Below are 13,077 nucleotides of genomic sequence, written 5' to 3' on the forward strand. Positions count from 1 at the left end.
GAGTCAGGCCTCCGTTCCGGTGTTCTCGGCAGCCGGAGCCTCGGCGGCCGGGGCCGCGGAGGCCTCGGCAGCGGCGGGGCGACGGCCACGGCCACCGCGCTCGCCACCACGGCGCTCGCCACCGCGGGCGGGACGACCACCCTCGGGACGGGCCGGGCGGTTGCCCGAGCGGGCAGCGGCGTTCTCAGCGCGGACCTCGGCGATGTTCTTGACGTCGCCCTTGTAGATCCAGACCTTCACACCGATGCGGCCGAAGGTCGTCTTGGCCTCGAAGAAGCCGTAGTCGACGTTCGCGCGCAGGGTGTGCAGCGGCACACGGCCCTCGCGGTAGAACTCCGAACGGCTCATCTCGGCGCCGCCGAGACGACCGGAGCACTGGACCTTGATGCCCTTGGCGCCGGACTTCATGGTGCCCTGCATCGACTTGCGCATGGCACGACGGAAGGAGACGCGGGAGGACAGCTGCTCCGCGACGCCCTGAGCCACGAGCTGGGCGTCCAGCTCGGGGTTCTTGACCTCGAGGATGTTCAGCTGGACCTGCTTGCCGGTCAGCTTCTCGAGGTCGCCGCGGATGCGGTCGGCCTCGGTGCCACGGCGGCCGATGACGATGCCGGGGCGAGCGGTGTGGATGTCAACGCGGACGCGGTCGCGGGTGCGCTCGATCTCGACCTTGGAGATGCCGGCGCGCTCCATGCCCTTCGTCATCATGCGACGAATGGCGACGTCTTCCTTGACGTAGTCCTTGTACAGCTTGTCGGCGTACCAGCGGGACTTGAAGTCCGTGCTGATGCCAAGGCGGAACCCGTGCGGGTTAACCTTCTGGCCCATTACCGGGTCCCTTCCTTGCTGCTGACGACCACGGTGATGTGGCTGGTCCGCTTGCGGATCCGGAAGGCACGACCCTGCGCACGCGGACGGAACCGCTTCAGGGTCGGGCCCTCGTCAACATACGCCTCGCTGATGACGAGGTCGTCCACGTTGGAGTGGTTGTAGTTGTGCGCGGCGTTGGCAATGGCGCTGTCGAGCACCTTGCCGACGGGCACGGTGGCGGCCTGCGGAGCGAAACGCAGGACGGCCTGGGCCTCCGTGGCCGGCAGGCCACGGATGAGGTCCACCACGCGGCGGGCCTTCATGGGCGTGACGCGGATGTACCGCGCCTGGGCCCTGGCTTCCATGGTTGTCCCCTTGCTGGTGTAAGTCATTGAGTCGGTAATCTCGCTGGCGACTAGCGACGCTTCGACTTGCGGTCGTCCTTGACGTGACCGCGGAAGGTACGCGTCGGCGCGAACTCGCCGAGCTTGTGGCCGACCATCGACTCGGTGACGAACACCGGGACGTGCTTACGGCCATCGTGCACCGCGATCGTGTGGCCGAGCATGGCCGGGAAGATCACGGAGCGACGGGACCAGGTCTTGATGACGTTCTGGGTACCCGCCTCGTTCTGCGCGTCCACCTTCTTGAGAAGGTGGCCGTCGATGAAGGGGCCCTTCTTGAGACTGCGCGGCATCTGACCTGCTCCTAGCGCTTCTTGTTGGTCTTGCGGCGGCGCACGATGAGGGCGTTCGAAGCCTTCTTCGGGCTACGAGTGCGACCCTCCTTCTGGCCCCACGGCGAGACCGGGTGGCGGCCACCAGAGGTCTTACCCTCACCACCACCGTGCGGGTGGTCGATCGGGTTCATGGCGACACCACGCACGGTCGGGCGGACGCCCTTCCAGCGCATGCGGCCGGCCTTGCCCCAGTTGATGTTCGACTGCTCGGCGTTGCCGACCTCACCGACGGTGGCGCGGCAGCGCGCGTCCACCAGGCGGATCTCACCGGAGGGCATGCGCAGGTGCGCCATCTTGCCCTCACGCGCCAGCAGCTGGATGCCGGCACCGGCGGAGCGGGCCATCTTGGCGCCGCCACCGGGACGCAGCTCCACCGCGTGGATGGTGGTACCGACCGGGATGTTGCGAAGCGGCAGGTTGTTGCCCGGCTTGATGTCGGCGCCAGCGCCGTTCTCGATCCGGTCACCCTGCGCGATACCGCGCGGCGCGATGATGTAGCGCTTCTCGCCGTCCGCGTAGTGCAGGAGCGCGATGCGCGCGGTGCGGTTCGGGTCGTACTCGATGTGCGCGACCTTGGCCGGCACGCCGTCCTTGTCGTGACGACGGAAGTCGATCACGCGGTAGGCGCGCTTGTGACCGCCACCCTGGTGGCGAACGGTGATCCGACCGGCGTTGTTACGGCCGCCCTTGCTGTGCAGGGGGCGAACCAGCGACTTCTCCGGCGTGGACCGCGTGATCTCTACGAAGTCGGCCACGCTGGAGCCACGACGGCCCGGCGTAGTCGGCTTGTACTTGCGGATGCCCATTTGGCTCTCTCGTCCTCGTCCTTATCGACGATCACGATCTCCGTTAGGAGACCGGACCACCGAAGATGTCGATGCGGTTGCCCTCAGCCAGCGTCACGATGGCGCGCTTGGTGTCCTTGCGCTTGCCAAAGCCCGTCTTGGAGCGCTTGCGCTTGCCCTGACGGTTGAGCGTGTTGACGGACTCGACCTTGACCGAGAAGACCGCCTCGACGGCCTGCTTGATCTGGGTCTTGTTGGCACCGGGCGACACGACGAACGTGTACTTGTTCTCGTCGAGGAGCGAGTAGCTCTTCTCCGAGATGACCGGCTTCACCAGGACGTCACGGGGGTCCGTGAACGTCTTGCTCGTGATCTCTGCAGCCATCAGGCGGCGCTCCCTTCGAGCTCGCCCTCAGCAGCCACGGCCTTGGCGGACGCGGCGGGACCCGCCACGAAACGCTCGAAGGCGGCCTGGGTGAAGACCACATCGTCGGAGACGAGCACGTCGTAGGTGTTCAGCTGACCGGCGTCCAGGATGTGCACGTGCGGCAGGTTGCGGGCGCTCTTCAGACCCAGCTCGTCGGCACGCTCGACGACGAGGAGGATGTTCTTGCGCTCGGTGATCTTGCCGAACAGACCCTTGGCGGCCTTGGTCGACGGCGCCTCGGCCGCGATCACGTCGGTGACGACGTGGATGCGGTTGTGGCGGGCCCGGTCGGTGAGCGCACCGCGCAGGGCGGCGGCGATCATCTTCTTCGGGGTCCGCTGCGAGTAGTCGCGCGGCACGGGACCGTGCACGACGCCACCGCCGGCGAACTGCGGGGCGCGGGTCGAGCCCTGACGGGCGCGGCCGGTGCCCTTCTGGCGGTACGGCTTCTTGCCGCCACCGCGGACCTCGGCGCGAGTCTTGGTCTTGTGGGTGCCCTGACGGGCCGCAGCGAGCTGCGCCACGACGACCTGGTGCATCAGCGGAACGCTGACCTTCGCGTCGAAGATCTCGGCCGGCAGCTCGAGGCTGCCGGTCTTGTCGCCCGAGGGCGACAGGATGTCAATGGTGCTCATATCCTCACAGCCCCTTCGCCGCAGTGCGGACGAGGACGAGGCCGCCGTTCGGGCCCGGGATTGCGCCCTTGATCAGGAGCAGCCCCTTCTCCGCGTCAACGGCATGGATGGTCAGGTTCTGGGTGGTCACACGCTCGTGGCCCATCCGGCCGGCCATCCTCACGCCCTTGAACACGCGACCCGGGGTGGCGCAGCCACCGATCGAGCCGGGCGAGCGGTGCTTGCGCTGCACACCGTGACCGGCGCCGAGGCCCCGGAAGTTGTGGCGCTTCATGACACCGGCGAAGCCCTTGCCCTTGGAGGTGCCGGTCACGTCGACCTTGACACCCGCCTCGAACAGCTCCGCGGTGATCTCCTGGCCGAGGGTGTACTCGGACGCGTCCGTGGTACGGAGCTCGACCAGGTGGCGGCGCGGGGTGACACCGGCCTTGGCGAAGTGGCCCGCGAGGGGCTTGTTCACCTTGCGGGGGTCGATCTCGCCGAAGCCGATCTGGACGGCGTCGTAGCCGGCCGGACTGTCAGCGGTGTGGACCTGGGTCACGACATTGGGCCCAGCCTTGACGACGGTCACCGGAACGATCCGGTTGTTCTCGTCCCAGACCTGGGTCATGCCGAGCTTCTCGCCCAGGATGCCCTTAATCTGCTTAGCCATCTTCGGTGCGCCTCTCAGAGCTTGATCTCGATGTCGACGCCAGCCGGCAGGTCGAGACGCATGAGCGAGTCAACCGTCTTCGGCGTGGGGTCGAGGATGTCGATCAGACGCTTGTGAGTACGCATCTCGAAGTGCTCGCGCGAGTCCTTGTACTTGTGCGGCGAGCGGATGACGCAGTACACGTTCTTCTCAGTGGGCAGCGGCACCGGGCCTGCGACCTGCGCACCAGTACGGATCACCGTCTCGACGATCTTCTTCGCCGAGGAATCGATGACCTCGTGGTCGTAGGCCTTGAGCCGGATGCGGATCTTCTGTCCCGCCATGGCTACTCAGTAGTCCTTTGTCCTTAGTCACTGCACGACCACCCTCCGACCCCCGCGCTCGGGCGTGTCGCACTCGCGCTTGCAAAAAACCGGCGAACAACTCGTCGGTTTCAAGATTTCGGGGTGGGGGGCCGGGTCGAGGCCCCGCATACGCTTCCCGGAAGATTCCCGTACTTTCGCCCCGCAGCTGCCGTGGCGTCGACTTCACGCTTAACGGCCATCACGGGAACGACGAATACCTGGGACTCGCTTCCAGTCCTCCCGGCGGGAGGCGCGCAGCATCGGCAACTCAACCGAGCAACTTGGACATACTGCCACATGGAGCAGCCCGGATGCCAATCGGGGCCGGTGAGGTCGCCCTCACCGGCCCCGATCGGGTGACCGTCCCCAACCGCGGCGCTCACCGCCGCGGACCCGCGTCACCAGGGTCGCTTGCTCCCGCAGGTCAGCGCCCACTCGTCACCGGTCACGTTGGCGCACCACAGCTGACCCTTGTCGGGCTCGTTGTTGTACTCCTTGAGCTCCTTGTTCACCGGCGCGCAGTCGGTCGGCCCGGCCGGGTCGTACTTCGGGCACTTGCCGTCGCGGTTCACCAGGATGTGCGCGCGCCAGGCGTCCGCGCCCATGTCGATGCCCTTGGCCCCGGCGACCGGCACGAACTCGGGCCTGGTGGTCGGCATGTAGCGGTCCGCCGACCAGGAGGCCGCCATGGTGGCGAACAGCGCCACCGCGCAGACCGCGCCGGCGACCAGCCGGCCGGTGACCGCGGGCCGCAGGGTCAGCGGCGCCGGCCGCCCGTCGGTGCCGACCCGCTGCACCGTGCGCAGCCAACCGGTGCCCCGCTGGACGAGGAACATCAGGCCGAGCACCGCGAGGATCATCAACGCGTAGAGGATGATCCAGGTCGTCCGCGGGTACAGCTGGATGGACTTCGTCTGGGCCATCTGGGAGGCGAACCAGAAGCGCAGCAGCCAGGCGCTGATCAGGGTGGCCGTCACGGTCCGGACGGCGATGCTGCGCAGCCCGAGGCCCAGCGCCAGCGCGACCCCGGCGAGCAGCAGCAGGGTGTAGGCGCTCTGCCCGGCGAGCTCACCGCGCCACGGGAAGTCGTGGTAGTTCAGGTCGCCGTTGCGGTCCGAGGCCCAGCTCATGATGTACGCCGGGTCGATGTACACCGAGAGGTACGCGTACCGGTCCTTGGCCTGGGCGCCCAGCCGCACCAGCTCGTACAGCAGCGGCGAGCCGACCACGCCGGCGCTCACCAGCGTCACGCCGAGGAACAGCAGCGCCCGCTTGATCCGGGCGGCGCCCTGGCGCCACGGGACGACGAACAGCGTCAGGACGAGGACGCCGGGCGCGGCCCAGATGAACCAGCCCGAGTACCAGAGGAACATCAGGCCGAACGAGACGCCGAAGCCGAGGCCGCGCAGCACCGTGGACCGGGTGGACAGCTCGTGCGACCGGCGGAGCTCCCGCAGGGCGGCGGCCAGCATCGGCACCATGACCAGCATCGTGACGTGGCTGTACGGCCGGATCGGGTCGAGGAAGAGGATCGCCGACGGGACGGCGATCAGCAGCGCCCAGACCGGCCGCAGCATCAGCCGCCAGGAGAGGTACGCCATCGGGCCGACCAGTGCGCTGCAGATCAGCTGGACGTCCTTCATGGCGTAGCCGACGCCGCCGACGCCGCCGTAGAACAGCTTCGACCAGACCGCCAGCAGCGCCGGGAAGCCGGGCGGGTAGACGCCGGGCAGGCCCTTGCCCCGCAGCATGTCGTTGGCCATGCCCATGAGGTTGCCCGGGTCGCCCTCCTGACCGCCGAGGCCCCACTGGGTACCGTTCAGCGCCACCGCGATCCCGCCCGCGACCGCACCGGTGGCCAGTCCGGCGACGGCCGCGCAGACCAGTCGCTGGGCCAGCTGGTACCGGGCCAGGCTGCCCCGGTAGGCGGCGTACAGCAGCACCGCCAGGATGGGCAGGCCCACGATGGCGGCGTACTTCTGGAGCATGGCCAGACCGCTGACCTGGCCCACCCGGTTCAGCGGGTTGACGTCGATGCGGGTGCAGAGCAGCGCGAAGCCGAACGCCGCCACGATCGAGACCAGGGCCTCGGCCGAGCGGACCGCCCAGGGGCGCTCCAGCAGGCCGTCGAGCCGTCCGGGGCGGGGCGCGATCGCGCCCTCCGGTTCGAGCGACTCCTTGCTGGAGCCGCCGACCGGGCTGGTGGCCAGATCAGTCATGTCAGTCACTTCCGTGCAGTGGCCACGTCCGATGAGTGGCGAAGGATGGCTCAGTGGACCGGCGATCAGCGGCCATCATAGGGCGCTTACCAGAAGCCGAAGCCTCGGGCAAGGACCCCGTGCCGGCCGTATCGGGGCTTGGGCGTGGTGGTTCAGCAGGATCCGCCCGGTCGGTCGTCGGTGCTCCCCATGAGCACCCCCTCACCCACCTAGAGCCCAGCGGCCGGCCGAAGCGCTTACTCCCGCCCCGTCGAATTCGGCCGGGCGGCTCGGGGCGCCGTGACCCGGGGGCCTCCGGCCGGCTGTCGGCACCGCCCTCGGACACGCTCCGGTCAGCTGCTGCGGACCGCGCGGCCGACCATGGCGCCGGCGTGGGAGAAGTCACCCGCGCCGAGCCGGCCGGCGGCGACCATCAGGGCGTGCAGGCGGGACGAGAGGTGCAGGTCGGCCGAGCGCGCGGCGTTGGTCCAGCCCTTGGCGCGCAGCTCCTTGGAGATCAGCGAGTAGTACCGCAGCTCCTCGTCGAAGCGCTTGCCGTCCTTGACCCGGTTCGAGGAGTCGCTGGCCTGGTGGCGCCGGTAGCGGAACACCTCGCGCTCGTCGACCAGCAGGTTGCCGCCCTCCATCAGCATGTCGACCATGAACGCCAGGTCGTGGATGGCGTCGATGTCCGGGCGGTACGGGATCTTCGACAGCGCGGACTGGCGGTAGGTGAGCGACGGCGTGTACAGCCAGTTGCCGGACAGCAGGCTCTTCACCGCGGCCTCGCCGCTGATCACCCCGGCCTTGCGGGCCGGCGCGCTGATCCGGCGCTTGACCTTGTCGCCGATGCCGAGCGAGGGCACCAGGGTCCCGTCGCTGTCCATCACCCGCACGCCCGGCTGGACCGCGATCGCGTTCGGGTCGGCCCGCAGGCGCTCCAGGACGACGTCCAGGTAGTCGGGCTCCAGCAGGTCGTCGGCGCCCATCATCGAGACGAACTCGCGCTCGGCCAGGGTGGAGGCCTTGTAGGTGTTGCCGTTGGGGCCCAGCCGCTCCGCGTTGCGGATGTACCGGATCCGCTCGTCGTTCAGGCTCTCGATGTACTGGGGCGCCCGGAAGCCCGGGTACTGGTCGTCCACGACGGTCAGCCGCCAGTCCTGCTGGTGCTGGGCCCGGATGCTGTCGATGGTGGCGAACAGGTACTCCGGATCGCCGTAGTACGGGATGACGAAATCGACGCTCATGACGGCGCCGCACCTCCTGGTCCTGGATCACGCTTCGGTGCCGCCCGGCCGCGGCCAGCGGGGCGCCCCAAGTCAACCAGCTTTGCCGGGCCCGTGCGTCAGCCGGTCGGCCCACACCGGCGCCGGGGGGCGGAAAGCGGGTGCGCAGAGGCCGCCGATCGGAAATTCTGGCACACAGAAATACGTCCACCGGGCGGCCGGGGGATGAATGAACTCGGTAATGTCCGGATTTTCCGGAGCCCAAGAAGACGGCACACATCGGCGCCCCCTCTTTGACAACGGACGAACGGGCGTCACCGTTCGACCCGGTGGCCGACGGTCGAAGGGGACCGTTCGCCGGCCTCTCCGGCGGCGCGCTCACCCGCACGCACGGCTGAGGGCCGGCACCCCGTCGGGGGTACCGGCCCTCAAACCCTGTGCCCTGTCGCGTGGAGCGCGATCAGTGGTCGGAGCCGACCGGAGCGTCGAGGCGGTCGTTGTTGTGACGGACGCCCTCGGTGATGGCGACCGTACGGGCCAGGTCGGTGAGCTTCTTCTCCAGCGACCGGAAGCGCAGGTAGGTGTTGAGCGTCAGGAAGCCCATGGCGATGACCATCAGGTAGAGCACCAGGTCCGTGCCACGGCCGACGCCCAGTGCGGTGGCCAGCTTGGTCACGCCGGCCGGCCACAGGATCGCGATGACGTTGGCGATGACGAAGAGCGAGAAGGCGATGCGCTTCCACGCCCGGGTGTTCGCGGCGTCCCAGCGCCGGACGAACAGGAGGGCCATGCCCACGGCGGCCAGGACGAGGATCAGCTGGATCCAGAGGTGATTCATCGGCGGTTACGCTCCCGCAGCGAGATGTCGAAGAGGATGTTCACGCCGTTGATCAGGGACTGGCCCTTGGCGCGCGAGTAGTCGGTGTAGAGGATGTCCACCGGCACCTCTGCAACCCGGAGGTCCGAGCCGGCGAGGAAGGAGACGATCTCCGAAGCGTGGGCCATGCCGTTCATGGTGATCCGGATGCGGCTGGCCGCCTCCCGGTTCATCACGCGCAGACCGTTGTGCGCGTCGGTGAGCTTGAGCTTGCGGGCGGTCGGGCTGACCGCGGCGGCGGTGCGGAGCACGACCCGCTTGATCCACGGCACCTGGCCGGTCTGCTCGATGAAGCGGGAGCCGAGCACGATGTCGGCCTCGTCCTGGCGCAGCAGCGCCACCATCTTCTCCACGTCGGCGGTCTGGTGCTGGCCGTCCGCGTCGAAGGTGGCGAAGTACTCGGCGCCCTCCTGCCCCAGCGCGTACTTCAGGCCGGTCTGCAGCGCTGCGCCCTGGCCCAGGTTGACCGGGTGCCGCACCAGGTGGGCGCCGGTCGTCATGACGTGCTTCGCCGTGTCGTCGGTGCAGCCGTCGTCGATCACCACGATGTTGGGGAAGGTCTTGCGTGCCCCCTCCACGACCTCGGCGATCACCTGGCCTTCGTTGTAGGCCGGGATCACCAGCCAGACGTTGTCATAGTCGGACACAGGGGCTCCATGCTTGGCGAACGGCACGGCGTCGCGTGCCTCGGTCTGTCTGTCGGTGGTGATCACGGGCGTCGTCGGCCAATCACAGTCCGGTCCCCCGCCGTCACGAGGTCCGCAGCGGCTCGGCCGCGCTCCTGCTGTCCAGCCCGGAGTGCCCGGAGGCGGCGGGGCGGGAGGGGAACGCGCGGTACAGCGCCCACAGCATCAGGACGGCGCTGACCAGCGCGCCGGCCAGGTACGCGAGCTCGGCACGGAGACCGACGTCACCCGGGGAGAGGGCGACCGCAACCAATGCTACGGAACCGGCCGTCCAGCCCACCAGCTGTCGGCGGTGCTGGGCGCTCGACATCAGCGCCTGGCCGAAGACCGTCGCGAGGACGTAGCAGAGGGTGCCGAGGACGAGCCAGGTGAAGTCCAGCGGGTTGAGCAGGTCCTTGGCGTTGAAGAGCAGCGGGTTGAGCCAGGCGCCGAGCGCGATGACCGGCAGCCCGCCGCCGATGCACATGGCGGCGACGATCGCCGTGGTGCGGGTCAGCACCTTGCGGAACTCGGCGTGGTCGCCGGCCGCGGTGGCACCCGAGAGCGCGGAGACCATGGAGGCCTGGAGGGCGCTGTAGGCGAAGAGCGGCACGCGGGCCATCACCACGGCCTGGCCGAGGGCGAAGACCAGGGCGTCGGACGCCTCGGAGTGCTTCGGAGCGAGCAGGCGCACGCAGACGACGGTCGCGTTCACCACCAGCTGGCTGAGCATCACGGAGCCGATCAGCAGGCCGAGCCCGCTGGTGAGCTGGCGCCAGGACACCTCCGGCCCGGGGGCGCGGTCGGCGAGGATGCCGCGCAGGCCGATCAGCGAGGCGGCGACCGGGGCGACCACCAGGATCAGGCCGAAGGCCAGCGCCGAGTGCAGCCCGAGGACGGCGGTCAGCGCGGCCAGCCCGATGCGCAGGGCACCGTCGACGGCCAGCTGGGTGCCGTAGGGGCCGAACAGCCCGAGGCCGGCCAGCGCACCGCGGGAGACCGAGCTCACCGCGAGGCCCGCCATGCCGCCGGCGAGGGCCACCACGAGGGTCCGGTCACCGCCGAACAGCTGGTCGGCGATCGGGCCGGCGGCGGCGGCCAGCACCGCGCAGGCCACGGCCAGGATCGCCAGGGCGAGCAGCAGCATCCGCCGTACCGCGGGCAGTGCCCCCGCCCCGGACACCTTGCGGGCGGCGACCAGCCGCGTCAGCTCCAGTTCGACGGGCTGGAACAGACCCCACCCGACGGACATCACGATCGTCCAGAGCATCGTCACCCTGGCTGCACCGGCCGTGCCCAGGCTGTAGCCCACGAGCGCCATGTAGACGTACGCCGAGGCGCCGAGCACGACCGTCCCACCGACCACGAGCCGGGCCCCCGGGGGTAGCACCCCGAGCAGCTTGGCGATCGGGTTCTTCATCACATGATCACCGAATTAACCGGCCGACCTTGCCACACGTCTCCGCACGAGGCCGGCCCGGCCGTGCGATTGCTGTGAATAGTAGCGGGTAGCCGTGAACGTCCGATGACGGTGGCCCCCACCCTCAGACCCCCGGGAAGGTACGGGACCACGGCTCCGTCCAAAGGTTCTGAGGATCGCTCAGCACCGTCACCGTGACACCCTGCGCCGCCAGGTCCCGCTTGATCCGGTCGCCCACGGAGGGGTCGGCGGTCAGGACGGTCGGCGGGACGGGCGCGGCCGGGAGCTTGTCGATGGCTCCCTTGAGGCGGCCCAGAGACTTCTGGTAGTCCTCCTCCTTCACCTGGGGACCGCCGATGGACACCCAGTGGATGTCGTACAGCGCCGTCATGTCGCCCCCGCGCCGGTTCAGCAGCGAGGCGAGCCAGGTGGCCTTGAGGTTCTTGTAGTCGTCGTTGGCGAAGAGCGCGATCACCGGGCCCTTGCTCGAGATGTCGAGCGCCTGCGCGCCCTTGGGGCCCATGTCCCCCTTGAACTCGCCGCGTCCCCAGGCCACCAGCGGGTTGGCGGACCAGGCGGACGGGTTGTCCTTGGTGGTCAGGAAGCCCCACTGCACGTTGGCGAAGAGGCTGAGCGCGGCGGCGACGGCGAGGCCGGACATCGCCAGCTCGCCGAGGCGGCTCGGCAGCGTGCGGCCCGTCCCCCGGTACGGGCTCTGCAGCATGACCCCGACGGCGCCGAGGGATATCAGGCTGACCACGACGCCCACGGCCGTCATCTTGTGGAAGTAGTACGAGTACTTGCCGATGGTGTGCAGCTGGTAGGCGGCGAAGGCGCTGAGCAGCCCGCCGGTGCCGAGCAGGACCGCGAGGTGCGCCTGGCCGACGGCGGTCCGGCGGTTGCGCGGCATGACCGCGGCCAGCAGGCCGAGCAGCCCGCCGCCGATGAGTATGGAGCGGTCGGCCCCGACGCTCGGGCCGTTCATGTTCGAGGCACTGGCCACGTCGAGGTTGCCCAGCACGGACAGGACGCTCGGCAGCGCGGCCACGCCCAGCGCGCACGCCAGCGCGCCGGCGGTCCACCACCAGCGCCCGGCGAACTTGCGCCGGTGCGCCGCCAGTGCGCCCAGCAGTGCCACGCCGACGAAGGCGCCGTAGATGTTGTACGCGTAGGTGACGGTGATCAGACCGGCCGACGCGGCCAGCACGAACTCGGTGGTGCCCATCGCCGGCCGGATCAGCACGGCCAGCGCGAGTGCTATCAGCAGCAGCCCGATGAAGGTCGAGTCGAAGCCGTGGACCATCAGGTCCATGTAGTTGCTCGCGAACATGATCGCGCCGACGGTCGCGCACACCGCCGCGCAGCGCCAGCCGCGCAGCCGCGGCCCGCCGATCCACCGGGCCGCCCAGACCAGCGCGGCGCAGAACAGCGCGTAGCCCACCAGCAGGTACAGGAAGTACCGGTTCATGGTGTAGAGCATGTCGCCGGAGTCGGCGGCGGAGTGGACGAGGGTGTCCGTCCAGGCCAGCAGGAAGTGGGAGCCCTGCGGGTACGTCACCTCGGACGGCGGTATCAGGAAGGACCGGGCCGCGTCCTGGTGGAGGAAGTTGAAGCCGCCGACGTTCTGGATGCCGGAGAAGAAGGAGAAGTGCGCGAGCCGGTCCTCCGACGTGGCGAAGTACGCGACCCGCTCGGCCGCCGACGTTCCCGCGATCGGGTGGAACAGGTAGTGCCAGACGCCGTAACCGGTGCCCAGGACCAGCAGGTCGGACCAGCGGAAGCGCAACGGCAGGCGCGGGCCGCGGCGGGCGGCCCAGGCGGCGACCGTCACCACGCTGAACATCAGGCCGCTGGTGGCGACCGGCGAGAGGCCCCACGGCCAGAGCGAGAAGAGCAGGCCGAACGTCAGCACCGAACCGGCGAGCACCAGCCCGGCGACGAACAGCCGGTCGAGCAGCACGCCGCCGACCCGGAGCACGGCGGCTATGGAGAACAGCAGCAGCGGCAGCAGCAGGACGCCCAGGTCCAGCGCGACCAGCCCGGTCGGCACCAGCCAGGACAGGGCCAGTCCCCCGGCCAGGACGAGCGGGTTGCGCCTGGACCGTCCACCGGTGGTCGACTCGGGCGGCGGCCCCGGCGGTGCGGTCGGACGTTGAAGCTCGCGCTCAGGCGAGGAATGTACGGTCGACACGGTGCCGTGCCCCTTCGGTCAAGTCCCTGCCGCCCGTCTCCCCGGCCGGGTGCGGACTTCCACTACCGTCAGCGGGCAGGCTACGAGCCACAGCATACCGAGGGGCCC

Annotated in this window: 14 protein-coding genes; all 14 read right to left on the minus strand. The window is 69.5% G+C overall.

Going from position 1 to position 13,077, the window contains the following annotated elements:
* Nucleotides 1-3: 3 nt before the first annotated feature.
* Nucleotides 4-828 (minus strand): 30S ribosomal protein S3, encoded by an 825-nt coding sequence (rpsC, locus tag ACIOGZ_RS14605; protein ID WP_363580113.1) that lies wholly within the window; start codon nt 826-828, stop codon nt 4-6.
* Nucleotides 828-1,175 (minus strand): 50S ribosomal protein L22, encoded by a 348-nt coding sequence (gene rplV / locus ACIOGZ_RS14610; protein WP_363580111.1) that lies wholly within the window; start codon nt 1,173-1,175, stop codon nt 828-830. Before rplV ends, rpsC begins: the two co-directional genes overlap by 1 nt.
* A 50-nt stretch (nt 1,176-1,225) precedes the next feature.
* Nucleotides 1,226-1,507 (minus strand): 30S ribosomal protein S19, encoded by a 282-nt coding sequence (gene rpsS / locus ACIOGZ_RS14615; RefSeq protein ID WP_030055821.1) that lies wholly within the window; start codon nt 1,505-1,507, stop codon nt 1,226-1,228.
* An 11-nt stretch (nt 1,508-1,518) separates the two neighbouring features.
* On the minus strand, nt 1,519-2,355 hold the full coding sequence (gene rplB / locus ACIOGZ_RS14620; RefSeq protein WP_063348968.1) for a 50S ribosomal protein L2: 837 nt from the start codon (nt 2,353-2,355) through the stop codon (nt 1,519-1,521).
* A gap of 43 nt (nt 2,356-2,398) precedes the next feature.
* Complete coding sequence (gene rplW / locus ACIOGZ_RS14625) at nt 2,399-2,719, minus strand: 50S ribosomal protein L23 (protein WP_063348967.1); 321 nt, start codon at nt 2,717-2,719, stop codon at nt 2,399-2,401.
* Complete coding sequence (rplD, locus tag ACIOGZ_RS14630) at nt 2,719-3,396, minus strand: 50S ribosomal protein L4 (RefSeq protein ID WP_350877106.1); 678 nt, start codon at nt 3,394-3,396, stop codon at nt 2,719-2,721. The genes rplW and rplD overlap by 1 nt, the downstream gene beginning before the upstream one ends.
* Nucleotides 3,397-3,400: 4 nt before the next feature.
* Nucleotides 3,401-4,048 carry a 50S ribosomal protein L3 gene (rplC, locus tag ACIOGZ_RS14635; RefSeq protein ID WP_327677876.1) on the minus strand — a complete coding sequence of 216 codons (648 nt, stop codon included), beginning with the start codon at nt 4,046-4,048 and terminating at the stop codon, nt 3,401-3,403.
* A 14-nt stretch (nt 4,049-4,062) separates the two neighbouring features.
* Nucleotides 4,063-4,371 (minus strand): 30S ribosomal protein S10, encoded by a 309-nt coding sequence (gene rpsJ / locus ACIOGZ_RS14640; protein WP_012785157.1) that lies wholly within the window; start codon nt 4,369-4,371, stop codon nt 4,063-4,065.
* A 419-nt stretch (nt 4,372-4,790) separates the two neighbouring features.
* Nucleotides 4,791-6,611 carry a hypothetical protein gene (locus ACIOGZ_RS14645; RefSeq protein ID WP_363580108.1) on the minus strand — a complete coding sequence of 607 codons (1,821 nt, stop codon included), beginning with the start codon at nt 6,609-6,611 and terminating at the stop codon, nt 4,791-4,793.
* A gap of 332 nt (nt 6,612-6,943) precedes the next feature.
* Nucleotides 6,944-7,837, minus strand: coding sequence for a glycosyltransferase (locus tag ACIOGZ_RS14650; protein ID WP_363580106.1), 894 nt, complete (start codon nt 7,835-7,837; stop codon nt 6,944-6,946).
* Nucleotides 7,838-8,276: 439 nt separating this feature from the next.
* A complete protein-coding gene (locus tag ACIOGZ_RS14655) occupies nt 8,277-8,654 on the minus strand; it encodes a DUF2304 domain-containing protein (protein ID WP_363580104.1) in 378 nt (125 codons plus the stop codon).
* Entirely contained in the window at nt 8,651-9,340 is a 690-nt protein-coding gene (locus ACIOGZ_RS14660; RefSeq protein ID WP_363580102.1) for a glycosyltransferase family 2 protein, read from the minus strand. Before ACIOGZ_RS14660 ends, ACIOGZ_RS14655 begins: the two co-directional genes overlap by 4 nt.
* A gap of 103 nt (nt 9,341-9,443) precedes the next feature.
* Nucleotides 9,444-10,778, minus strand: a complete 1,335-nt coding sequence (locus ACIOGZ_RS14665; RefSeq protein ID WP_363580100.1) for a hypothetical protein — start codon at nt 10,776-10,778, stop codon at nt 9,444-9,446.
* A 124-nt stretch (nt 10,779-10,902) separates the two neighbouring features.
* A complete protein-coding gene (locus ACIOGZ_RS14670) occupies nt 10,903-12,969 on the minus strand; it encodes a hypothetical protein (protein WP_363580098.1) in 2,067 nt (688 codons plus the stop codon).
* Nucleotides 12,970-13,077: the final 108 nt, after the last annotated feature.

The sequence above is a fragment of the Kitasatospora sp. NPDC088160 genome (genome assembly GCF_044741445.1).
GTDB lineage: Bacteria > Actinomycetota > Actinomycetes > Streptomycetales > Streptomycetaceae > Kitasatospora.